This window comes from Pantoea phytobeneficialis (assembly GCF_009728735.1).
In the GTDB taxonomy this organism is placed as follows: Bacteria; Pseudomonadota; Gammaproteobacteria; order Enterobacterales; family Enterobacteriaceae; genus Pantoea; species Pantoea phytobeneficialis.
On record NZ_CP024636.1, the window covers coordinates 3,678,743 to 3,701,601 of the forward strand.

The following is a 22,859-nucleotide window of genomic DNA, read 5'->3' on the forward strand; positions in this document are numbered from 1 at the left end:
ACGAGTGCTTTGGATAAAGGCGTCCGGCCCCATGCGATTGCATGTGGGAGGACGCCTTTTTTTATTCCTTTTTTTCAGGGTGATGCGGATGAGCAGAACGCAGTTTTCGATTTCCCGTCGGCATTTTTTGCTGGGCAGTGCGGCGGTTGGGGGGAGTTATCTGCTGCCGGGGTTACGCAATGCCGTCTGGGCGGCAGGTAGCGATGCGCCGGAGAAAAGCACTGTGCGGGTTGGTTTTATCCCACTGACCGACTGCGCGCCGGTGGTGATGGCAGCGGTGAAAGGCTTCGACAAAAAATACGGTATCAGTCTGCAACCCAGCAAAGAGGCGAGCTGGGCGGCGGTGCGCGATAAGCTGACGGCTGGCGAACTGGATGCGGCCCACGCGTTGTACGGCATGATCTATGGACTTCAATTGGGCGTTGCCGGTCCACAACATGACATGGCAAACCTGATGACGTTGAATAACAACGGCCAGGCCATCACCCTGTCGAATCAGCTCAAAGAACAGAAGGTGACGGATGCAGCCAGTCTGAAAACCTTTATCGCAGGCAGCGCCAAAGGCACTTACACCTTTGCTCATACCTTTCCCACCAGCACCCACGCCATGTGGCTTTACTACTGGCTGGCGAATGCCGGTATCGATCCCTTTGAGGATGTGCGTACCGTCGTGGTGCCGCCACCGCAGATGGTGATGAACATGAAAATCGGCAATATGAGCGGTTTTTGTGTTGGTGAACCGTGGAACCAACGTGCCATCAGCGACAACATCGGCTTCACTGCCGCCACCTCCCAGCAAATCTGGCCGGATCACCCGGAAAAAATCCTCGCCACCCGCGCGCAATGGGTGACGGAGAATCCCAACACCGCCCGCGCCCTGACTGCTGCGGTGCTGGAAGCCGCACGCTGGATTGATGCATCGGATGACAACCGGCGCGAAACAGCGCAAACCCTGGCCGGACGGGCATGGATCAATACCAAACCTGAAACCCTCGAGGGACGCATGCTCGGCCAGTACCAAAACGGCCTCGGTCAACAATGGCAGGATGCCCATGCGATGCGTTTCTTCCACGACGGTGAAGTCAGCTTCCCGTACTACTCCGACGGCATGTGGTTTCTGACACAGATGAAGCGCTGGGGACTAGTGAAAACTGACCCGGATTACCTTGGCGTGGCGCAAAAAATCAACCGACTCGACATCTATCAACAGGCGGCAGCGGCGGTGGGGAACGTGACCGTGCCCGCCAACGCCATGCGCAGCAGCACCCTGATGGACGGCAAAGTGTGGGACGGTAGTAACCCCGCCGCCTATGCCGCCAGTTTCGCCATTCACCGTTAAGAGGAATTACCATGAAATCTGAAGCGCGTTCCCTGACACCACCGGTCAGCGCCGCTGCCCCCACGGCACAGGTGATCCCCCTTAAGGCCCAAAGCCGGTCCGGCGTACGACAGCCCAGGCTGCGGCCGCTGCTGCAACGGTTGATCCCGGCGAGTTGCGGCATCCTGTTGCTGCTGTTGGTATGGCAAATTGCGGCCATGTCGAGCAAGGGTTTCCCAACGCCGTGGGCCACCTGGCAGGCGGCATTAACCTTGTTTGCTGATCCCTTCTACAACAATGGCCCCAACGATCAGGGTATTGGCTGGAACGTGCTGGCCTCACTGCAACGCGTGGCGGTGGGCTTTGGGCTGGCGGCGCTGGTGGGGATTCCGGCAGGGTTCCTGCTGGGCCGTTTCACCTTTGTCTCACGCATGTTCAACCCGATTATCGCGCTGCTACGTCCGGTCAGCCCACTCGCCTGGCTGCCGATTGGCTTGCTGTTGTTCCAGCGTGCTGAACCGGCCTCAAGCTGGACCATTTTTATCTGCTCGATCTGGCCGATGGTGATCAATACCGCCGAAGGGGTGCAGCGCATTCCCCAGGACTACCTCAATGTGGCGCGGGTGCTGCAACTCTCGGAGTGGACGGTGATGCGCCGCATCCTGTTTCCGGCGGTGCTGCCTGCGGTACTGACCGGCGTTCGTCTCTCAATCGGCATCGCCTGGCTGGTGATTGTCGCTGCCGAGATGCTGACTGGTGGTCTGGGGATCGGCTTCTGGATCTGGAATGAGTGGAACAACCTCAATGTGGAAAACATCCTGATTGCCATTGTCATCATCGGTGTGGTCGGGCTGCTGCTCGAACAGGCGTTGATGTTACTGGCCCGTCGTTTTAGCTGGGAAAAATAAGGAGCCATGACGATGAATCCAATTATTCGTGTGCAGCAGGTGAGCCAGCGCTTTGCCACCGCGCAGGGGGAATTCCTCGCGCTTGATAATGTCAGCTTCGATATCCATCCGGGGGAAACCCTCAGCCTGATCGGCCATTCCGGCTGTGGCAAATCCACCTTACTGAACCTGATAGCCGGTCTGACGCGCCCGAGCAGCGGCGTGCTGTTGTGCGACAACCGTGAAGTGACCGGCCCTGGCCCGGAACGCGCGGTGGTGTTTCAGAACCATTCGCTGCTGCCGTGGCTGACAGCGTATCAGAACGTCGAACTGGCGGTGCAGCAGGTGTTTAAAGGCAAGATGAACCGGAGCGAGATGGCGGAGTGGATCGAGCACAACCTTGGCCGGGTACAGATGAGCCATGCGCTGCACAAGCGGCCTGGAGAAATATCCGGTGGCATGAAACAGCGGGTGGGCATTGCCCGGGCGCTGGCAATGAAGCCGCGCGTGTTGCTGCTGGATGAACCCTTTGGCGCGCTGGATGCCCTGACGCGCGCCCATCTTCAGGACAGCGTGATGCGTATCCAGCAGGAACTGAACACCACCATCGTGCTGATTACCCACGATGTCGATGAAGCGGTGTTGCTCTCCGATCGCGTGTTGATGATGACCAACGGTCCGGCGGCGCGCGTCGGTGAAATTCTGCCGATTGACCTGCCGCGCCCACGTTCCCGTGTGGCGCTGGCGGAGGAGCCGCGTTACCACCATCTGCGCCAGCAGGTACTGCATTTCCTGTATGAAAAGCAGACGGCAGTGGCGTAAGGAGCCGGGCATGCAGCAACTGATTGTCATCGGCAACGGTATGGCGGGTATGCGCATGGTGGAAACTCTGGTGCAGCAAGCACCGGGCCGCTACGCCATCACGGTGATAGGCCGTGAACCGCACGGCAACTACAACCGGGTGCTGCTGTCGCCGGTGCTGGGCCGGGAGAAGACCTTCGCCGACACCCTGATCCATACGCCAGAGTGGTACGAGGAACACGGAGTCAGGTTGCTGGCGGGGGAGGAGGTGCGTTCCGTTGATGTCGCCGGGCGTCAGCTCCATACCGACCAGCGCAGTCTGCACTGGGACAAGCTGGTATTTGCCTGTGGTTCCCAGCCACGGATGCCGACCTTACCCGGTATGGCATGCCCGCACGTATTGGGTTTCCGCACCGTGCGCGATGTGGAGCGGATGCAGGCCCAGCAGGGACCGGTCGTGGTCCTCGGTGGCGGGCTGGTGGGGGTAGAAGCGGCGGCGGCCCTGCGGTTGCTGGGGCGCGATGTCACGCTGCTGCATCACCGCTGCTGGCTGCTCGATCGCCAGCTCGATGCGCAGGCGGGAGCGTTGTTGCAACAACATCTGACGGCGCGCGGTATCGATTGTCGACTCGGCGTCTCGTTGCAACGGATTGATGCGCAGCAGGTCACGCTGACCGATGGTAGCTGTCTGGCAGCACAACAGGTGGTGATCGCCATTGGCGTGGAGCCGGAAATCGCGCTGGCGCAGGCGGCGGGTGTGCCTTGTCAGCGCGGCATTCAGGTCGATCGTCAACTGCATACCGCCATTCCCGATGTGTACGCGCTCGGCGAATGCTGTGAAATCGACGGTGAAACCTTCGGGTTGATCGCCCCCTGTCTGGCGCAGGCTTTGGTCCTGGCGGCCAGTCTGGCCGGGCAACCGATTGACGATTTCCACTATCAGGAGAATGGGACGCGGCTCAAGGTCAGCGGTATTGACGTCTTCAGCGCCGGAGACATCCGCGATGCCCCCTCTCTCACCAGTTTCGATCCGCTGTCCGGACACTACCGGCGGCTATTTCTACGCGACGGCGTGCTGGCGGGGGTGTTGCTGTTTGGCGATAGCACCCTGGCCTCCCGTTTACTGACCCGACTTCAGCGGGCCGAACCGGTGGATCTCAATGCGCTGTTCGGTCTGGACAATAACAAGACGCAGCCTCGCGCTGTAGGAAAGGTAATGATGAGCAAACCGATTCTCGCGTTGGTTGGTCACGGTATGGTCGGCCACCATTTTCTCGAACAACTGGTCAGCCGCGATCTGCACCAGCAGTACCATATCGTGGTGTACGGTGATGAGCCGCAGATGGCCTATGACCGCGTACACCTGACGGAGTATTTCAACGGCAAGAGCGCTGATGACCTGTCATTAGTCAGTGACAACTTCTTTGAACAGCACGGAATTGAGCTGCGTTGCGGCTGTGAAGTGCTGGCGATTGACACGCAACGCCGCAGCTTGCGTGATAGCCACGGCAGCGAACTGGCATGGGATAAACTGGTGCTGGCGACCGGCTCGGTGCCTTTCGTGCCACCGCTGCCAGGGCGTGACCATCCGCGTTGTTTTGTCTATCGCACGCTGGCGGATCTGGATGCGATCGCCGATTGCGCCCGGCAGGCAACGCGCGGCGTGGTGATTGGCGGCGGTCTGCTCGGTCTGGAAGCCGCCAATGCGTTAAAACAATTGGGACTGGAAACCCATGTGGTGGAGTTTGCGCCACGGCTGATGGCGGTGCAGCTGGATGACGGCGGCGCGCAGATGCTGCGCGGTAAAATTGCCGCGTTAGGTGTACAGGTACACACCAGCAAGGCGACGGAAGCGATTGAAAACCAGCCGGACGGCAGCGTGCAGTTACGCTTTGCGGATGGCAGCCTGCTGGCGACTGACCTGGTGGTGTTCTCTGCCGGGATCCGCCCGCGTGATGCGTTGGCACGGGCGGCGGGCATCAGCATGGGCGAGCGTGGAGGCATCGTGATTGATGATGGCTGCGCCACCAGCGTCAGCGACATCTATGCTATCGGCGAGTGCGCGTTGTGGCAGGGACAAATTTTTGGTCTGGTGGCGCCAGGCTACCAGATGGCGCGCGTACTGGCGGGGCAGTTAGCGCAAGAGACAACCGCATTTAACGGTGCCGACATGAGCACCAAACTCAAGTTGCTCGGTGTTGAGGTGGCGTCATTTGGTGATGCACATGGACGTACACCGGGCAGCCAGAGTTATCAGTGGACGGATAACCCGAAAGGCATCTACAAAAAGTTGGTGATTTCCGACGACGGTAAAACCCTGCTTGGCGGTGTGCTGGTGGGCGACAGCAGCGACTATGCCAGCCTGTTGCAGATGATGCTGAACAAAATGGCGCTGCCGGAAGCAGCGGAAAGTCTGATTCTACCGCAGCTGGCAGGCGCACCCGGCAAAGCATTGGGAGTGGCGGCGCTACCGGACAGCGCGCAGATCTGTTCCTGCCACAATGTCAGCAAAGGGGATATTTGCGCTGCAGTGCAAAGTGGTTGTGGTGATATGGCTGCGCTGAAAAGCTGCACCAAAGCCGCGACCGGCTGCGGTGGCTGTAGCGCGCTGGTGAAGCAGGTGATGGAGCATCAACTTGCCAGCCAGGGTGTCGAGGTGAAGAAGGATATTTGTGAACATTTTGCCTGGTCACGGCAGGAGCTGTATCACCTGATTCGGGTGGGTGATATCACCACATTCGACCAACTGCTGGCACAGCATGGTCGTGGTCACGGTTGCGAAATTTGCAAGCCGCTGGTCGGATCGCTGTTAGCCTCCTGCTGGAATGATTACCTGCTGAAACCGGCGCATCTGCCGTTGCAGGATACCAACGATCGCTACTTTGCCAATATCCAGAAGGACGGAACCTATTCAGTGGTGCCGCGGGTGCCCGGTGGCGAGATTACGCCCGAGGGCTTGATGGCGATTGGCGCGGTGGCGGCGCAGTACCGTCTCTACACCAAAATCACCGGCGGTCAGCGCATCGATCTGTTTGGTGCGCGTCTTGATCAGCTTCCGGCGATTTGGGAAGCGCTGATCGCTGCCGGATTTGAAACCGGCCATGCCTATGGCAAATCACTGCGCACGGTGAAATCCTGCGTGGGATCGACCTGGTGCCGCTATGGCGTACAGGATTCTACTGCGTTTGCCATCGCCCTCGAGCATCGCTACAAAGGGCTGCGCGCACCGCACAAAATCAAAATGGCCGTCTCCGGCTGCACCCGTGAATGTGCGGAAGCGCAAAGCAAAGACATTGGGGTGATCGCCACCGATAAGGGCTGGAATCTGTACGTTTGCGGCAACGGGGGAATGAAACCCCGCCATGCCGACCTGTTTGCCAGCGATTTGGATGATGCCACGCTGATCCGCTACGTTGACCGCATTCTGATGTTCTATGTACGCACCGCTGACAGGCTGCAACGCACCAGCGTGTGGATGGACAACATGGAGGGGGGCTTGGCTTATCTGCGTCAGGTGGTGATTGACGACTCGCTCGGCCTGGGTGCCACGCTGGAACAGGAAATGCAGTGGGTGGTCGATCGTTATCAGTGCGAATGGCAGACCACGCTGGAGAACCCCTCGCGTCGGGCGCTGTTCACCGCCACCATCAACAGCGACCAGCCGGACGAAACCCTGCATTACGCCGAGGTGCGGGGGCAGCGCCAGCCGCTGGAGACGCTGACTATCCCGAGTGTAACCCTGCCTGCGGAGCCGTGGAGCGCCATTTGTGAGCAAAGCGCCATTCCTGCCTCAGCGGGGATGGGTGCCCGGCTTGGCAATCAGCGCGTGGCCCTGTTCCGCTTCGGCGACACCGTTTATGCCCTGGAAGATATTGAACCCGGCACTCAGGCCAGCGTGTTGTCGCGTGGCATCCTGGGCGATGTAGCCGGTGAGCCGGTGGTGATTTCCCCCTTGTATAAACAACGCATCCGGTTGCGGGACGGCCAGAGCCTGGATAATCCGCAGCATCAGTTGCGTTGCTGGCCGGTGCGTCTGGAAGGCGGTCAGGTGTGGTTGGGTAATCAGCCGCTGTTGGCGCTGGCGGCGGCATCATGAAAACGACCTGTCCCTACTGTGGCGTGGGCTGTGGCGTTGAGATCGACGCAGCGGATAGGTCAGTGAGTGGCGACCGTCAGCATCCGGCCAATTTTGGCCGCCTGTGTGTCAAAGGTTCGGCGTTGGGTGAAACCCTCGGACAGGAAGGGCGTTTGTTGTGGCCGCAGGTGCGGGGGCAGCGGGTGAGTATCGATCGCGCGTTGGATGTGGTTGCCAGCGAATTGCAGACGATCATCGCGCAGCACGGGCCGCAGGCGGTGGCGTTTTATGCCTCCGGGCAGTTGCTGACCGAGGATTACTACGTTGCCAACAAGCTGATGAAAGGCTTTATCGGTGCCGCCAATATCGATACCAATTCGCGGCTGTGTATGGCGTCGGCGGTGGTGGGCTATAAACGGGCGTTCGGTGCTGATGCGGTGCCCTGTTGTTATGAAGATCTTGAGCAGGCCGATGTGGTGGTTCTGGTGGGTTCGAATGCCGCCTGGGCGCATCCGGTGGCGTGGCAGCGTCTGGTACAGGCGAAACAGCAGCGTCCTGAGATGAAGCTGGTGGTGATCGACCCACGTCGTACCGCCAGTTGCGAGCTGGCTGACGTGCATCTGGCGCTCCGCCCCGGCAGCGACGGCGCGCTGTTTGCCGGATTGCTTAACTGGCTGGCGATTCAGGGCGGGATCGATCAGACAATGTTGCCGCATCTTGCCAACGTGGATAGCACGCTGGCGGCCTGTGCTGACTGGGATCTTGCGGCGGTGGCCCATACCTGCCAGTTAGCAGACGCTGACATTCTCGCCTTCTGGCAGCTGTTCACCACCCAACCCCGGGTACTGACCTTATGGTGTATGGGGATCAACCAATCGCAAACCGGTAGCGACAACAACAACGCTATCCTCAATGTTCATCTGCTGAGCGGTAAAATTGGCCGACCTGGCTGCGGGCCGTTTTCGTTGACCGGTCAACCCAATGCGATGGGCGGGCGTGAAGTGGGCGGTTTAGCTAACCAGTTAGCGGCGCATATGGGGTTTAGTCCGCAAGAGGTTGATCGGCTTGGGCGTTTTTGGCATAGCGATCGTGTAGCGCATCAGCCGGGTTTGATGGCGGTCGATCTGTTCCGGGCGATTGAACGTGGCGAGGTAAAAGCGGTATGGATCATGGGTACCAATCCGGCGGTGTCGATGCCGGAGGGCAACCGCGTCGCCGAGGCGCTGCGGCGCTGTCCGTTGGTGATCGTCTCGGAGGTCAGTGCCGTGACCGACACCAGCGCCTTTGCCGATGTGCTGTTGCCTGCCCAGGCCTGGGGCGAAAAAAACGGTACCGTGACCAATTCAGAACGACGTATCTCGCGCCAGCGCGGTTTTGTCGCCCCTGTCGGGGAGGCGAAACCGGACTGGTGGTTATTGGCACAGGTGGCGCAGCGATTGGGTTATGGCGCAGCCTTTGACTGGCAGCATCCCCATGAAGTCTTTGTCGAACATGCGGCGTTATCAGGTTTTGAAAACGCCGGTAGCCGTGCGTTTGATATCAGCGCGCTGGCGACCTTAAGCCGTGAGCAGTATGACCAACTTACGCCGGTACAATGGCCGGTAAATGCCGCCGCACCGCATGGCTCGTCGCGCTTGTTCGCCACGCGCCACTTTTATCATCCGGATGGTAAAGCCCGCTTGTTGCCAGTGGGCATCCCAATCCTCAGTTCACCCACCCGCCACTATCCCCTCCTGATGAATACCGGGCGTATCCGCGATCAATGGCACACCATGACACGCACCGGTAACGTCACACGCTTGATGCAGCATTATGACGAACCTTTTGTGTTGCTCCATCCGCATGATGCCGCCGCTCACGGGCTGGGGCAGGGTGATCTGACACGGGTGCAATCCACATTAGGCTGGTGGTGTGGCCGGGTGATGATCGATCACGGCCTGACACGCGGCCAACTGTTTATCCCGATGCACTGGACGCGTCAATTCAGTGCCCAGGCCAATGTCGATGGCCTGGTGGCGGCGCGCAGTTGTCCGGTCTCCGGGCAACCGGCGCTGAAGCAAACCGCGGTGCGCCTGCAACCGCTGCGCCCGCAGTGGCAGGGGTGGCTGTGGCAGCGTGCGCGATGCGATCCGCAGCAACTGGATTATTGGTCGCGCGTGCCGCAGTCCGGTGTGCAACGTTACGTATTGGCTGGTCAGGGGGATCCGGCGGCATGGCTGCATCAGCAGCCCGGCATGGATGAGCTGGAATGGCAGCAGGCGCACGCCGGTCAGCAGCGACATATGCTGGGCTGGCGCGATGGGGTACTGGAACGGGCGTTCTATGCTGCGCCCTGGCTACCTGAAATCGACCACGCTTTTGTGGCACAGGCATTCAGCCTCCCGCCAGGCTCGGCGCAACAGCGCCATGCGCTGCTGGGTGGACGACCGGAACAGGGGGAGAGTCAGGGTCGTACCCTGTGCAGCTGCTTCGGGGTGGGCGAACTGGCGATCCGCCGCGCCATTGATCAAGGCTGCCAGACAGCCGCCGCCCTCGGGGCGGCGCTGAAATGTGGCACCAACTGTGGCTCCTGTATCCCGGAGCTGAAACAACTTATCGCGGCGCACACCGTGGCGCAGTAATGGAGGTCCGCATGACACAGGCAATTGAGACGCTGGATAAACTGTTCAACCCACAGGGCGCGACCGGCCAGGATGGGGTGGTGTGGCTGGTGGGGGCAGGACCGGGCGATGTCGAGTTGCTGACGTTGAAAGCGCTACGGTTGATTAAAGTGGCCGATGTGGTGGTGTATGACCGACTGGTGAGTGATGAGGTGATGGCAGAGGTGCCGGCGGGAACGCTGGCGATCGACGTCGGCAAAAAGCCGGGGAGTCATGGATTAAAGCAGGGACAGATTAACCAGTTGTTGGTGGATCTGGCGCGCAGTGGACGCAACGTGGTGCGGCTCAAAGGGGGCGATCCCTTTATTTTTGGCCGGGGTGGCGAAGAGATGGCATTTTTGCAGCAGGCGGGGATTGCTTGTCAGGTGATACCCGGCATTACGGCCGCGGCGGGTTGCGCGGCTGCCAGTGGCATTCCGCTCACCCATCGTGATTGCGCGCAATCCTTGCGTCTGATCACCGGTCACGGCAAATCCGGCGAGCCATGCCTGGAGGATAAAAGTCTGGCAGCGGCTAACCAGACGCTGGTGTTCTACATGGGGCTGAAGTGGAGCAGTAGCATCAGCAGCCAGTTAATGGCGCAGGGGCGTGATGCGGCCACACCGGTCGCCATCATTGAAAACGGCACCAGAGCTGACCAGCGGGTGCTGATCACGACGCTGACTCAACTAAGCGAGACGGTGGCACGCGAACAGCCTCAGTCACCGGCGTTATTGCTGGTGGGCGAGGTGGTGCGGTTTTATCAAGAAGCCAGCATCCGGGCGACTGAAACTCACATAAGCCCGTAGCGGCGCGATTTATCGCGCGTTTCTTCCGTGCTGAAAATGCGCGATAAATCGCGCCGCTACGGGACCCGTGCTGGTGACAATTTCCCTTATGGCTAAATAAACTGACGTTTTCTCCCCTTAATCCACGCTTTAGCTTCGTCGCCTTTTGGCATTCTATGCTCAGAATTCCTGCCAGCAGAGGTATGCCGTGGCTGACGAGAGTAGCGACGAGGACAAAACAGAATCGCCCACAGCGCACCGACTTGAAAAAGCACGGCAGGATGGGCAGATTCCGCGTTCGCGCGAGCTGACATCGTTATTGATGATGTTGTCCGGCATCATGATTCTGTGGCTGGGCGGCACCAGCATCGCGCGTCGTCTGGCTTCGATGGTGGCGACCGGTTTTCGTTTTGATCATGGCATGGTGACCGATGACAAGGTGATCGTGGCGCATATCAGCAGTCTGATTGGTCAGGCGGTACTGGCCGTGCTGCCGCTGATGGCCGGACTGGTGCTGGTGGCGATCGCGGCCCCCATGCTGCTGGGCGGCATTGTGATCAGCGGCAAATCCCTTAGTCCGGATTTCACCAAACTCAACCCGTTAAGCGGCCTGAAGCGTATGGTTTCCGGGCAGACCTGGGCGGAGTTGTTGAAGGCGATCCTGAAAGCGGTGTTAGTGGGTACGGTCGCAGGTTGGTACATCTGGTCGCACTGGCCGGAGATGCTGCGTTTAATCAGCGAATCCCCGATGAATGCGCTGGAACATGGCATGAACATGATTGCCATCTGTTGTGCGCTGGTGATGCTTGGCTTGATCCCGATGGTGGGATTTGACGTTTTCTGGCAGTTGTACAGCTACTTCAAAAAGTTACGTATGTCGCGCCAGGATATCCGCGATGAATTTAAACAGCAGGAGGGCGATCCGCACGTCAAAGGGCGTATTCGTCAGGCCATGCGCGCGGCGGCTCGCCGCCGCATGATGGCTGACGTCCCGAAGGCGGATGTGATTGTCACCAACCCGACACACTACTCCGTGGCTCTGCAATATAACGACAAGAAGATGAGCGCCCCGAAGGTGGTTGCTAAAGGTGCCGGAGAAGTGGCGCTGAAAATTCGTGAACTGGGCAAGGAACATCGCGTCCCGATTCTTGAGGCACCGCCGTTGGCGCGTGCGCTGTACCGCCATACCGAAATTGGTCAGTTCATTCCCGGCGCGCTGTATGCGGCGGTAGCGGAAGTGCTGGCGTGGGTCTGGCAGCTGCGACGCTGGAAGCGTGAAGGCGGCCTGATACCGAAGAAACCTCATAATCTGTCGGTCCCGGCAGAGATGGACATTCCAGGAGAGAACAGAAACGATGGCTAATCTGGCCGAAAAGCTGCGGTTACCGGGCAATTTTAAAGACACGCAATGGCAGGTACTGGCGGGGCCGGTGCTGATCATGATGATTCTGTCGATGATGGTGCTGCCTTTACCGGCGTTCATCCTTGACCTGCTGTTCACCTTCAATATTGCGTTGTCCATTATGGTGTTGCTGGTGGCGATGTTCACCCAGCGCACGCTGGATTTTGCCGCATTCCCCACCATTCTGCTGTTCTCTACGTTGTTACGCCTGGCGTTGAACGTGGCCTCCACCCGTATCATCCTGCTGGATGGTCACACCGGCGCGGCCGCCGCAGGTCGCGTGGTTGAAGCCTTTGGTCACTTCCTGGTCGGCGGCAACTTCGCCATCGGTATCGTGGTGTTCATCATCCTGGTGATCATCAACTTTATGGTCATCACCAAGGGTGCCGGACGTATCGCCGAAGTCGGGGCGCGTTTTGTGCTCGATGGGATGCCGGGTAAGCAGATGGCGATCGACGCCGACCTCAACGCCGGTCTGATTCGTGAAGATGAAGCGAAGAAGCGTCGCGCAGAAGTGACGCAGGAAGCCGACTTCTACGGCTCAATGGACGGTGCCAGTAAGTTTGTGCGTGGTGATGCCATCGCCGGGATCATGATCATGGTGATTAACGTCATCGGTGGTCTGCTGGTTGGCGTGGTGCAGCATGGTCTGGATCTGGGGCACGCGGCGGAAACCTATACGCTGCTGACCATCGGTGACGGTCTGGTGGCGCAGATCCCGGCGCTGGTCATCTCTACCGCCGCCGGTGTTATTGTCACGCGCGTCAGCACCGATCAGGATGTGGGCGAGCAGATGGTCGGGCAGCTGTTTAACAATCCGCGCGTACTGATGCTGAGTGCCGGAGTTATTGGTCTGCTGGGCCTGGTGCCGGGCATGCCGAACTTTGTCTTTCTGCTGTTTACCGCTGCGTTGCTGGGACTGGCATGGTGGCTGCGTGGACGTCAAATGCAGCCGAAGAAACAGCCAGAAGCGTCCAGCGTGGTGAAAAATCAGGAAACCCCGGCGACAGTGGAAGCCTCCTGGACCGATGTCCAGTTGGAAGATTCGCTCGGGATGGAAGTAGGCTATCGTCTGATCCCGATGGTCGATCACCTGCAAAATGGTGAGCTGCTGGGACGTATTCGTAGTATCCGTAAAAAAGTGGCGCAGGAGGTCGGTTTCCTGCCGCCGGTGGTGCATATTCGCGACAATATGGAACTGCCGCCTGCGCGCTACCGTATTCTGATGAAAGGGGTAGAGATTGGCAGCGGTGATGCCTATCCGGGACGCTGGATGGCGATTAACCCGGGTACCGCAGCAGGCACCTTGCCGGGTGAAGCCACCGTCGATCCGGCCTTTGGTCTGGCTGCGATCTGGATCGACAGCGCGCTGAAAGAACAGGCACAGATTCAGGGCTTCACGGTGGTGGAAGCCAGTACCGTGGTGGCGACACACTTGAATCATCTGATCGGTCAATACGCCAGCGAGCTGTTTGGTCGTCAGGAAGCGCAGCAACTGTTGGATCGTGTCACGCAGGAAATGCCGAAACTGACCGAAGATTTGGTGCCGGGCGTGATCACCCTGACCACGCTGCACAAGGTGTTGCAGAATTTGCTGACCGAACGTGTGTCGATTCGCGATATGCGTACCATTATTGAAACCCTGGCGGAGCATGCGCCGGTGCAGACTGATGCGCAGGAGCTGACCAGCGTGGTGCGGGTGGCGCTGGGCCGTGCGATCACCCAGCAGTGGTTCCCGGGTAACGGCGAAGTGCAGGTGATTGGCCTGGATGCGACGCTGGAACGTCTGCTGTTGCAGGCGTTGCAGGGCGGTGGCGGTCTGGAGCCGGGTCTGGCTGACCGTCTGTTGCATCAGGCGCAGGATGCGCTGCAACGTCAGGAGATGCTGGGAGCACCGCCGGTGCTGCTGGTGAACCATCCGCTACGTGCGTTATTGGCACGCTTCCTGCGTCGCAATCTGCCTCAGCTGGTGGTGCTCTCCAATATGGAGCTGACGGATAATCGTCAGATCCGTATGACCGCCACCATCGGGGGCAAATAAGATGCGCCGCGTGTGGCCGGGATTATTTCTGCTGCTGCCCTTGTGGGCGGTGGCTGCCGAGGGGGCATGGCATGCCAGCGCCAGTGGACCGAGTCTCGGGGCGCGTGGCAACTGGCTAAGCTCGCCACCGCTACGCGCTGCTGGCCCGGTGCAGGGCGTTATTTCTCAGGTCAGTTGGCGTTATAAGCTGAGCCGTCCCGCCCCGTCAGGACTGGTGGTTCGGCTGTGTGCCAACCAGCGTTGCGTGTTGCTGGACGGCGCCAGCGGCACCACGCGCGGGCTGGCACATGTCGCTGCCGATGAAACCCTGCATCTGGCGTTTGGTTTTAATGGCCGGGGAGCGATGCCACCAGGTTTGCGCGTGGTGAGCAGCGAAGTGACGGTGAATTATCAGTAGCCAATAAAAAACCCGCCGGTTGGCGGGTTTTTCGTATTACATACGCTCGACGGTTTTGATACCCAGGGTATCAAGACCTTGTTTGAGGGTTTTCGCGGTAAGCGCCGCCAGTTGCAGACGGCTGTTGCGCACCTGCTCATCTTCCGCCGCCAGAATCGGGCAATGTTCATAGAAGCCGGAGAACAGGCCAGCCAGATCGTAAAGATAAGCACACATCACATGCGGCGTACCATCGCGTGCCACCAGGGTGATCACTTCTTCGAATTGCAGCAGGCGGGTTGCCAGTTGGGCTTCACGCTCTTCAGACAGAATGATGTTGCCTTGCAGGCTGTCGGCATCGATACCGGCTTTGCGGAACACCGACAGCACGCGGGTGTAGGCATACTGCATGTAAGGTGCGGTGTTGCCTTCAAAGGCCAACATATTATCCCAGTCGAAAATGTAATCGGTGGTGCGGCTTTTTGACAGGTCGGCATATTTCACCGCACCAATACCTACCACTTCTGCCAGCGCCTGTAACTCGTCGGCAGACATTTCCGGGTTTTTCTCGCTCACCAACGCCAGCGCGCGTTCCACCGCTTCATCCAGCAGGTCGGCCAGTTTGATGGTGCCGCCGCTACGGGTTTTGAACGGACGGCCATCTTTGCCCAGCATCATGCCGAATGCGTGGTGTTCAAGCGGCACCGATTCCGGTACGTAACCGGCTTTGCGTACGATGGTCCAGGCTTGTTGCAGGTGCTGATGCTGACGTGAATCGATGTAGTACAGCACGCGGTCAGCATGAAGGGTTTCATAACGATATTTCGCGCAGGCGATGTCGGTGGTGGTGTAGAGGTAACCGCCATCTTTCTTCTGCACGATGACCCCCATAGGTTCGCCTTCCTTGTTTTTGAATTCATCAAGGAACACCACGGTTGCGCCTTCGCTGATCACTGCCAGACCTTTTTCTTTCAGATCAGCAACGATGCCCGGCAGCATATCGTTGTACAGGCTTTCACCCATCACATCTTTGCGCGTCAGGGTGACGTTCAGACGGTCATAAACTTTCTGGTTCTGACTCATGGTGATGTCGACCAGCTTCTTCCACATGGTACGGCAATACTCATCGCCACCCTGCAATTTCACCACATAGCCACGGGCACGTTCCGCGAAGGCTTCATCTTCGTCATAGGTGCGTTTGGCTTCGCGATAAAAGGCTTCGAGGTCGGCCAGCGCGATATCTTCATGATGCTCGCTCTGCTGTTTCTCCAGATAAGCGATCAACATGCCGAACTGCGTACCCCAGTCGCCAACGTGGTTAGCGCGGATGACATGATGGCCGAGGAACTCCAGCGTACGCACCGCAGCATCACCGATGATGGTGGAACGGACGTGGCCGACGTGCATCTCTTTCGCGACGTTAGGGGCAGAATAGTCGACGACAATGGTTTGCGCCGCCACGTTGCTGACGCCAAGACGCGGTAAGTTCAGCGCCTGCGCGGCCTGGTCAGCCAGCCACTGGTGATCAAGGAAAATGTTGATAAAACCCGGCCCGGCGATTTCAACCTTGCTGGCAATGCCGTGCAGATCGAGATGCTGGATCACCTGTTCAGCCAACTGACGCGGTGCCTGACCGAGCTTTTTCGCCACGGCCATGATACCGTTCGCCTGGTAGTCGCCGAATTGCACTTTAGCGGACTGACGTACCTGTGGTTCGCAATCGACAGGCGCACCTGCCGCGATCATTGCCTGACCGACTTTGTCGGAAAGAAGAGCCTGAATATTCACCGCGTTACCTTCATATGCTGAAATTGCTCGCCTGCCATGTGCGAGCCGATGTCGTCATCCCGCAGAGGCGCTGTTGGGCGGGCGGGACGGAAAAAATAAGACGGGAAGTATACGTGAAATGTTAGAGTGCGTCAGCTATCGGATAGACGCCGGAATCAGGCAGGGAAACTCCAGCGCCGATTAACGGCGCCGTTGAAAGCGACGAGGATTTTTGACGCTTTTGTCTTCACGTACCTTCCAGTGGCGGGAAATAGCAAATCCCATCAATGCAATCAGGACCGCGACAACAATGAGCATAGACATAGGGCCATTCCTTTAATTTGTGTAGCCACAAATTTATAAGAAAGGATTTCAGGCTGCAATTGTTCGCAGGCTAAATAAGACTTATCTCATTGTATTAATTATTGTTATATTAAACATGTCGTTAAGGTACTTTCATAAAGTAACAACTGGACCTGTGCCTGCGATTAATCCTAATTCAAAGGCACTTTTATACGGTTTTTCGGGGATTTTGCGGCTAAATCAGAGGATTCTGACTATTTTGCCGTCAGAAGCTCTGGAAAAGCAATGTGCTGGATTGATTAAAATATTTAAACTGATAGCGGAGTAATTGACGCATGACGATGATTTTTCCTTCAGAACTGAAGGATTTGGAACAAGACCTGCTGCGCTTTGAACAGGCATTGCAGCAATTTGCTGAACGTTTAGGTCTGCAACTGAATGAACACGACGCCGATCATGTGGCCGTGCGTTGCCATCAATACGCGACAGCGGAGCGCTGGAAGCAAGGTTTGCTGCAAATCGGTAGCCAGTTCTCTGAAGCGATGATCAATGGTCGTCCGATTTGTTTGTTCAAACTGCATCAGCCGCTGCAACTGGCGGGATGGCAGATCGATGTGATTGAGTTGCCGTGGCCGGGGGAAAAACTTTATCGCCACGAGGGCTGGGAACATGTGGAAATTGTGCTGCGTGGTGAACCGGACACGCTGGGCATGCGGGCGATGGCGCTGCTGGCCGATGAGGCGTTGATGCAGCCTGGCATCTCCTTTAAAACCAGCGCCCCGCAGGGCGAAAAGGAGCGTCTGCCCAATCCGACCCTGGCGGTCACGGATGGGCAAACAACCATCAAATTTCATCCGTGGCGGCTGGAAGAGATCGTCGCCAGCGAGCAAGACTAGCGCCGTGCAGCGATCGCCCGTTGCAGCCGCGTGATCGCTTCCTCCAGCGTGGCGCGGGTACAGCCGAAGTTAAAGCGCACGAAGCGGCCATCACCAAAATCGTGTCCTGGCGAGAACCCCAGACCATGCTGTTCGAAATAACCCGTCGGGTTGTCGACACCCAGCCCGCTGGCATCGATCCAGCCAAGATAAGTCGCTTCGGGTGCGACCATACTCAGTCCCGGCAACGCATTCACCTGCTCAACTAGCCGGTCGCGGTTGGCGCGCAGATAGGCGATCTGCGCCGCCAGCCAGTCATCTCCGCCGCGCCATGCGGCTTCTGCGGCCACCAATGCCAGGATATCCACACCGGGCACAATCCCCTGACGTGTTTGTTTAAAGCGCCTGCGCAATTCCGGGTTGGGGATGATCGCCATTGAGGCACCAAGACCCGCAATGTTGAAGGTTTTTGAAGGGGAAATCAGTGTAATGCTGCGCTGGGCTGCATCCTCGCTTAAGGTGGCAAAGGGAATATGCTCCACGCCTGGAGTGAGAAGCAAATCACAATGAATTTCATCGGAGCAGACAATCATATCGTGCTGTTGGGCAAAAGCCAGTTGCGCCAGCAGTTCTGAACGGCGATAGACCGTGCCGCCGGGATTTTGCGGATTACACAGCATCAATAAACGTTCATCGCCCTGCAATCTTTCAGGGGCAGTGTGTAAATCCATAAGCCAGCGCTGACCTTCTAATCGCAACGGCAGACTGATCTGCGCGCGTTCAGCCAGTTTCGCCGCCGCGCGAAACGGTGGATAAATGGGGGCCGGTGCGACCGTGCTTTGTTCGGAGTCGGTAAATGCACGGACCGAAAGATTGAGGCCGCATACCACGCCAGGCAGCAAGACAATCCACTCCGGTTGAATGCGCCAGCCATAACGCTGTTCAAGGCGGGATATTGTGATATCTATCAAACCGCTGGGGGTGTCGCCATAACCAAAAACCCCATGCTCAGCGCGCTGCTTTATCGCTTCAATAACGCATTCAGGGGAGCGAAAATCGGTATCCGCAACCCAGAGTGGCAGTACATCCTGATCGCCATATTTGTGCCATTTCAAACTATCGCTGTGACGACGGTCTATCCATTGGTCAAAATTGAATGCCATAGTGAGTTTTCCACGTAAACTGTCTCCAATGAGCAGACTAACTTAAGCAATCTTCCCGAGCCAGCTGTCATGTAAAGGAGAAAAGTATGACGAAACTGGAAATATGCTGCTACGGCATCGACTGTGCAATGACTGCGCAGCTGTCCGGTGCTGACCGTCTGGAGCTGTGCAGCGCGCCACGCGAAGGCGGGTTAACCCCATCCGCAGGGGTGCTGGAAGCCGTACGACGAGAAATTACCATTCCGGTCCATCCGATTGTTCGACCACGCGGCGGCGATTTTTGCTACACCGACCGTGAGTTTGAAACCATGAAGTCGGATGTGGCGCTGATACGCGAGCTGGGTTTCCCTGGGCTGGTGATTGGTATGCTGGACGAAGATGCCCATGTGGATATCGCCCGTATGCGGCAGATTATGGCGCTGTGTGATGGGATGGCGGTGACCTTCCATCGCGCCTTTGATTTGTGCCACAGCCCGAAACGCGCGCTTGAAGTGTTAACTGATCTGGGTATCGCGCGGATACTGACTTCGGGCCAGCAGCAAAGTGCGGAAACCGGAATTCCATTATTACGGGAACTTAATGAACAGAGTAGCGGTCCAATTATTATGGCAGGGGCTGGCGTCCGTTTAAGCAACCTGCAAAAGTTTCTCGATAGTGGTTTGCAGGAGGTTCACAGCTCGGCCAGCCGCTTAGTTGCTTCTCCGATGCGCTACCGTAAAGCGGGTGTATCGATGTGTTCAGAAGCGGAAAACGATGAATTCAGCCGCTATTGCGTTGATGGTGATGTGGTTGAAGCCATGAAAAGCATGATGCAAATGAACAGCATCCGGGTCGCCTGACATCGTACCATTTTTGCCGCACAGCACGCCGATAGCCTGACGTGATGTTTGCAAGTACCAAACCCCAGTCTTCTTGCTGGGGTTCTTTTTATCAAACGCGCTTTAACGACTGCTCATAAATATCAATGGCCGTGGCAATGATAGCCGCCTGAGACACCCCGGTATCACTTGCCAGCAACTCGATACGATCAATGGTTTGCAACGGCAGTTTATAGGTTTTAGGTTTGACACCCCGTTTTTCGTCGCTGCGCTTCTGGATATCACTTGCTGATTGAATCATGCTCAACCCCTTAGTATCGAGTCAGGTAAGGTAGGGTACTACTCGTTTTATTAAGATTGCCTTGGGGAGTTTAGAAGATCGTCCTTGAGAGTAATCTTGTGAGTAACCAAACAATAGATGCTTAATCAGGCTTGACTTTATTCAGAAGGGTTCTGCATTGGGATGCTGGATTAAATGCAACATCGATCACGAAAGTGATATTTCCGTGGTGAGACTGGGGTTAAGTAATTAAATCAAAGTATAAATAAACTTTTGCGCTGCGTAATTTGGCCGTTATGCGGTGAATCCCCCTGTGCGGAGGGGCAAAGCCAAGGTTTCTGACGTGTCATGCGGGCCGGGATTGGGGCTTATCCGGCTCACCGGGAGGCACCCGGCACCGCACATCATTCAATTTCAAACAGTTAATCAATACGCACTGGCGGCGGTCTTTCCCTTCCACGGCAATAGCAACTTTTAACCAGGCCATAGCGCATCATGGAAAAAGATGCTTACATTGACGTTAAGGCTATTCACGGATAACCATCATGAAATCCATCTCTTGTGCCGTTTTACTGCTGCTTTTTCCGCTCAGTGGCGCTGCGCTGGCCGTCAGCACGCAATGCCCACCGCTGAGCAAAAATATCACCAATAGCAACAACTGGATCATGCTGGGTGGCAATGCCAAAGGCGCGGTACGTCAGGTTATTGCCGGTGAGTTTGGCAAAGATGTGGATTCACAAAAACGGATTCTGGGGCAGTTTGATCCCTGCGGTGATTTAATGGTGGCAGATATCAGTTACGATAAAAGTGAAAGCAATGTGGTCCTCAGCATGGAGCAACATATCGCACGGGTGCAGGGCGGCTGGGTCGCTGAATATGCTTATCTGGTCAAGGTGCTGAAAGAAGGTAAAGAAGTGGTGGTAGATAACCGGCAGGGTACCATCAACTGGCAGATGGGACAGCGCGGAAACATCATCAGCTCGTCGGATAAATTTACCAGCATGGGCAAAGATGGCTTCACCGATACCACCTATCGCTATGACAAACACTTTCGGCTGGAGCGCAGTATCGCGCGCGGCAGCGATGAGCTGACCAACGGCGAGAGTGTCTACAACTGGAATCCACAAGGTCTGGTGACCAGCGCCACCAGCGCACGCAGCAAAGATACCTACACCTACGATAACCAATGGCGTGAGTTACGTCTGAACGGCACGGCCAGCACTCCCGTCAGCACCATCCGTTCTGTCGATGAATGTCAGCTATGGGACGAGGTCGGCAACTGCACGCTAAGTTATTTGCATGAAACGGAAGTGTTTGAGAAAGGGACTATCGAGCGCCACCTGAGTTCGGCATATAAATATCAGTATTGGGATAAGCCAACGGAAGAACAGTAATCTCGTTAGCGGCGCGTTAAACCGCGCCGCAGGCAGGCTTATTTCACCGTTTTGCTGAACGCATCGACCGCCAAAATGGCGTTAGCAATATCTTCCGGTGAGAGATGTGGATTGAGGTTTTTGAGCGTATCACCGTCACTGTTTGCCAGCGCGCCGACCCGCACCAGATTCTCCCAGCTTTCACTCTCCAGATGCACCTCTTTCAGGGTGGTAGGCATGTTGATCGAGCGATAGAAACGGATATAGCGGGCAATTTCCTCATCCGGGCGTTGCTCCAGCACCATCTGCGTCAGCGTGCCATAAGCCACTTTCTCGCCGTGCGTCAGATGATGGATATCGCCATCGATGGCGGTAAAGCCATTATGAATGGCGTGCGCGCCCGCCAGTCCGGCATTTTCAAAACCCAGGCCAGAGAGCAGGGTATTGGCTTCCACCACCGCTTCCACCGCAGGCGTCACGCGTTTCTCCGACACGGCGGTCCAGGCGCTGAAACCCCAGGTCAGCAGCGTTTCTTCACAGGCGCGGGCGATCGCCAGACCGGCGATAGTGGGATCGCCATTGACCATTGATTTGGCATGTGAACGGAGCACCGCCTGGGCTTCAACCCAGGTGGCAAGACCATCAGCAATACCCGAGGCGAACAGGCGCGCCGGTGCAGCGGCACAGACGGCGGTATCCACCAGTACCAGATCCGGGTTTTTGCTGTAGAAACGATAGCTTTCAAACACGCCGCTGTCGGAGTAGATCACTGAAAGCGCGCTACAAGGCGCATCGGTTGACGCGACCGTCGGGACGATGGCGACCGGCAGCTTCAGTTCATCGGCTACCGCTTTTACCGTATCCAGCGTCTTACCGCCGCCCAGCCCGACAATCACGTTGCTGCCCTGAGACTGTGCCAGTTGTGTCAGACGGTTGATCTCATTGCTGGACGCCTCACCCTTAAACGCCTGGCGGCTGAACTCGACGCTGGCAGCTTTTAAGGTCAGCTGGGTACGCTCGCCAATCAGCTGCCAGACAATATCATCGGCCACCAGAAACGCGTGATGACCCAGCTCGGCGATGTATGACCCCAGTTCATCCAGCACGCCAGCGCCTTGAACATACTTCCGTGGTGAAGAGAAAATAAATTTACTCATAGCCATAACTCCTTTGGGTTAGAAAAGAGACTGGCACCACACTGACACAGAAGCCTGACGGCAATTTAACCTTTGGTGGCAAGTTGAGAATCATTCTCAATTAATCACGGAAGGTAACTATCGTGTTCACGCAGACACAACGTTAAGATGTAGGACAATTCACCGGGAGTCGGCCATGACGTTACTGATTTCATTTCTGTTTGCCATCACCATCCTCACCTTAACACCGGGTTTCGATACGGCGCTGGTGCTGCGTACCGCAGCAGCTCAGGGCTGGCAACGCGCTTCCGCCACCGCGTTTGGCGTGACATTAGGTTGTCTGGCCTGGGGCGTGATGGTGGGGCTGGGGTTGGGTGCGTTACTGCTGGCGTCCGAGATGGCGTATAACCTGCTGAAATGGATCGGGGCGTTATATCTGCTGTGGCTCGGGGTGAAGTTGCTGCTGAATCCGCGCACCCAGGCGCTGGAGGGGCAGCCCAGCGCCACCAAAGATCAAGGCTTTTTCGCCTGTTTCGTACGCGGTTTACTCGGTAATATGCTGAACCCGAAAGTGGGGGTGTTTTATGTCACTTTTCTGCCGCAGTTTATTCCAGCCGGCGCTTCCGTGCCGTTGTGGTGTACCTTGATGGCGCTGACCCATATGGCGATTGGCCTGGTGTGGAATGCTGTGCTGATTGGCGGTAGCCACTACTTTGCTGCGCATCTGCGCCGTCCGGCGGTGATTAAAGTGATGGACCGACTGACCGGTTGCGTGTTTATCGGGTTCGCCGCGAAGCTGGCGCTGTCGCGGCGTTAA

At 57.3% G+C, this 22,859-nt stretch carries 18 protein-coding genes; 13 read left to right on the forward strand and 5 right to left on the reverse strand.

From position 1 onward, the window contains the following. Nucleotides 1–88: 88 nt before the first annotated feature. The 9 genes from CTZ24_RS16960 to flhE all read left to right on the forward strand — a co-directional run bounded on the left by CTZ24_RS16960 (nucleotide 89) and on the right by flhE (nucleotide 14,348). Entirely contained in the window at nucleotides 89–1,339 is a 1,251-nt protein-coding gene (locus CTZ24_RS16960) for a CmpA/NrtA family ABC transporter substrate-binding protein (protein ID WP_208724142.1), read from the forward strand. Between the two features lie 11 nt (nucleotides 1,340–1,350). Further along, nucleotides 1,351–2,226: a nitrate ABC transporter permease gene (gene ntrB / locus CTZ24_RS16965; RefSeq protein ID WP_208724143.1), complete on the forward strand. Its 876-nt coding sequence runs from the start codon at nucleotides 1,351–1,353 to the stop codon at nucleotides 2,224–2,226. Between the two features lie 12 nt (nucleotides 2,227–2,238). Further along, complete coding sequence (locus CTZ24_RS16970) at nucleotides 2,239–3,027, forward strand: ABC transporter ATP-binding protein (protein WP_208724144.1); 789 nt, start codon at nucleotides 2,239–2,241, stop codon at nucleotides 3,025–3,027. A 10-nt stretch (nucleotides 3,028–3,037) separates the two neighbouring features. Beyond that, nucleotides 3,038–7,102: a nitrite reductase large subunit NirB gene (gene nirB / locus CTZ24_RS16975; RefSeq protein ID WP_437180260.1), complete on the forward strand. Its 4,065-nt coding sequence runs from the start codon at nucleotides 3,038–3,040 to the stop codon at nucleotides 7,100–7,102. Next, complete coding sequence (locus CTZ24_RS16980; RefSeq protein ID WP_208724146.1) at nucleotides 7,099–9,702, forward strand: nitrate reductase; 2,604 nt, start codon at nucleotides 7,099–7,101, stop codon at nucleotides 9,700–9,702. Before nirB ends, CTZ24_RS16980 begins: the two co-directional genes overlap by 4 nt. 11 nt (nucleotides 9,703–9,713) lie before the next feature. Further along, nucleotides 9,714–10,529, forward strand: coding sequence for a uroporphyrinogen-III C-methyltransferase (gene cobA, locus CTZ24_RS16985; RefSeq protein WP_208724147.1), 816 nt, complete (start codon nucleotides 9,714–9,716; stop codon nucleotides 10,527–10,529). 187 nt (nucleotides 10,530–10,716) lie between these two features. Continuing rightward, entirely contained in the window at nucleotides 10,717–11,871 is a 1,155-nt protein-coding gene (gene flhB, locus CTZ24_RS16990; protein ID WP_021182940.1) for a flagellar biosynthesis protein FlhB, read from the forward strand. Further along, on the forward strand, nucleotides 11,864–13,951 hold the full coding sequence (gene flhA / locus CTZ24_RS16995) for a flagellar biosynthesis protein FlhA (RefSeq protein WP_021182941.1): 2,088 nt from the start codon (nucleotides 11,864–11,866) through the stop codon (nucleotides 13,949–13,951). Before flhB ends, flhA begins: the two co-directional genes overlap by 8 nt. Nucleotide 13,952: 1 nt before the next feature. After that, complete coding sequence (flhE, locus tag CTZ24_RS17000) at nucleotides 13,953–14,348, forward strand: flagellar protein FlhE (protein ID WP_208724148.1); 396 nt, start codon at nucleotides 13,953–13,955, stop codon at nucleotides 14,346–14,348. A gap of 36 nt (nucleotides 14,349–14,384) precedes the next feature. On the opposite strand, the gene argS is transcribed toward flhE, so the two are convergent. Together argS and CTZ24_RS26855 are read right to left on the reverse strand one after the other, a co-directional pair. Next, nucleotides 14,385–16,115 (reverse strand): arginine--tRNA ligase, encoded by a 1,731-nt coding sequence (argS, locus tag CTZ24_RS17005; protein ID WP_021182943.1) that lies wholly within the window; start codon nucleotides 16,113–16,115, stop codon nucleotides 14,385–14,387. 180 nt (nucleotides 16,116–16,295) lie between these two features. Next, nucleotides 16,296–16,418 carry a hypothetical protein gene (locus CTZ24_RS26855; RefSeq protein WP_013509482.1) on the reverse strand — a complete coding sequence of 41 codons (123 nt, stop codon included), beginning with the start codon at nucleotides 16,416–16,418 and terminating at the stop codon, nucleotides 16,296–16,298. A 314-nt stretch (nucleotides 16,419–16,732) separates the two neighbouring features. Here CTZ24_RS26855 and CTZ24_RS17010 point away from each other — a divergent pair, with 314 nt between their 5' ends. Further along, complete coding sequence (locus CTZ24_RS17010) at nucleotides 16,733–17,293, forward strand: VOC family protein (RefSeq protein ID WP_208724149.1); 561 nt, start codon at nucleotides 16,733–16,735, stop codon at nucleotides 17,291–17,293. Here CTZ24_RS17010 and CTZ24_RS17015 read toward each other — a convergent pair. Beyond that, nucleotides 17,290–18,435: a MalY/PatB family protein gene (locus CTZ24_RS17015; protein ID WP_208724150.1), complete on the reverse strand. Its 1,146-nt coding sequence runs from the start codon at nucleotides 18,433–18,435 to the stop codon at nucleotides 17,290–17,292. The genes CTZ24_RS17010 and CTZ24_RS17015 overlap by 4 nt on opposite strands. 86 nt (nucleotides 18,436–18,521) lie before the next feature. Between CTZ24_RS17015 and cutC the strand changes: the two genes are divergently transcribed. Continuing rightward, nucleotides 18,522–19,274: a copper homeostasis protein CutC gene (gene cutC, locus CTZ24_RS17020; RefSeq protein ID WP_021182946.1), complete on the forward strand. Its 753-nt coding sequence runs from the start codon at nucleotides 18,522–18,524 to the stop codon at nucleotides 19,272–19,274. 91 nt (nucleotides 19,275–19,365) lie between these two features. On the opposite strand, the gene CTZ24_RS17025 is transcribed toward cutC, so the two are convergent. Then, nucleotides 19,366–19,554 (reverse strand): hypothetical protein, encoded by a 189-nt coding sequence (locus tag CTZ24_RS17025; protein WP_021182947.1) that lies wholly within the window; start codon nucleotides 19,552–19,554, stop codon nucleotides 19,366–19,368. Between the two features lie 524 nt (nucleotides 19,555–20,078). On the opposite strand from CTZ24_RS17025, the gene CTZ24_RS17030 reads away from it, so the two are divergent. Next, nucleotides 20,079–20,927 (forward strand): hypothetical protein, encoded by an 849-nt coding sequence (locus tag CTZ24_RS17030; protein ID WP_208724151.1) that lies wholly within the window; start codon nucleotides 20,079–20,081, stop codon nucleotides 20,925–20,927. A gap of 38 nt (nucleotides 20,928–20,965) precedes the next feature. On the opposite strand, the gene CTZ24_RS17035 is transcribed toward CTZ24_RS17030, so the two are convergent. Further along, nucleotides 20,966–22,063, reverse strand: coding sequence for a glycerol dehydrogenase (locus tag CTZ24_RS17035; RefSeq protein WP_208724152.1), 1,098 nt, complete (start codon nucleotides 22,061–22,063; stop codon nucleotides 20,966–20,968). 175 nt (nucleotides 22,064–22,238) lie between these two features. On the opposite strand from CTZ24_RS17035, the gene CTZ24_RS17040 reads away from it, so the two are divergent. Then, nucleotides 22,239–22,859: a LysE family translocator gene (locus tag CTZ24_RS17040; RefSeq protein WP_208724153.1), complete on the forward strand. Its 621-nt coding sequence runs from the start codon at nucleotides 22,239–22,241 to the stop codon at nucleotides 22,857–22,859.

Excerpts from the sequence above, each read along its gene's own strand:
- cobA (WP_208724147.1), top strand. The coding sequence starts at position 9,714 with ATGACACAGGCAATTGAGACGCTGGATAAACTGTTCAACCCACAGGGC.
- CTZ24_RS16970 (WP_208724144.1), top strand. The coding sequence starts at position 2,239 with ATGAATCCAATTATTCGTGTGCAGCAGGTGAGCCAGCGCTTTGCCACC.
- CTZ24_RS17010 (WP_208724149.1), top strand. The coding sequence starts at position 16,733 with ATGACGATGATTTTTCCTTCAGAACTGAAGGATTTGGAACAAGACCTG.
- ntrB (WP_208724143.1), top strand. The coding sequence starts at position 1,351 with ATGAAATCTGAAGCGCGTTCCCTGACACCACCGGTCAGCGCCGCTGCC.
- CTZ24_RS16960 (WP_208724142.1), top strand. The coding sequence starts at position 89 with ATGAGCAGAACGCAGTTTTCGATTTCCCGTCGGCATTTTTTGCTGGGC.
- CTZ24_RS17030 (WP_208724151.1), top strand. The coding sequence starts at position 20,079 with ATGAAATCCATCTCTTGTGCCGTTTTACTGCTGCTTTTTCCGCTCAGT.
- CTZ24_RS17015 (WP_208724150.1), bottom strand. The coding sequence starts at position 18,435 with ATGGCATTCAATTTTGACCAATGGATAGACCGTCGTCACAGCGATAGT.
- cutC (WP_021182946.1), top strand. The coding sequence starts at position 18,522 with ATGACGAAACTGGAAATATGCTGCTACGGCATCGACTGTGCAATGACT.
- CTZ24_RS17040 (WP_208724153.1), top strand. The coding sequence starts at position 22,239 with ATGACGTTACTGATTTCATTTCTGTTTGCCATCACCATCCTCACCTTA.
- CTZ24_RS17025 (WP_021182947.1), bottom strand. The coding sequence starts at position 19,554 with ATGATTCAATCAGCAAGTGATATCCAGAAGCGCAGCGACGAAAAACGG.
- CTZ24_RS16980 (WP_208724146.1), top strand. The coding sequence starts at position 7,099 with ATGAAAACGACCTGTCCCTACTGTGGCGTGGGCTGTGGCGTTGAGATC.
- CTZ24_RS17035 (WP_208724152.1), bottom strand. The coding sequence starts at position 22,063 with ATGAGTAAATTTATTTTCTCTTCACCACGGAAGTATGTTCAAGGCGCT.
- flhE (WP_208724148.1), top strand. The coding sequence starts at position 13,953 with ATGCGCCGCGTGTGGCCGGGATTATTTCTGCTGCTGCCCTTGTGGGCG.
- flhA (WP_021182941.1), top strand. The coding sequence starts at position 11,864 with ATGGCTAATCTGGCCGAAAAGCTGCGGTTACCGGGCAATTTTAAAGAC.
- CTZ24_RS26855 (WP_013509482.1), bottom strand. The coding sequence starts at position 16,418 with ATGTCTATGCTCATTGTTGTCGCGGTCCTGATTGCATTGATGGGATTT.
- nirB (WP_437180260.1), top strand. The coding sequence starts at position 3,038 with ATGCAGCAACTGATTGTCATCGGCAACGGTATGGCGGGTATGCGCATG.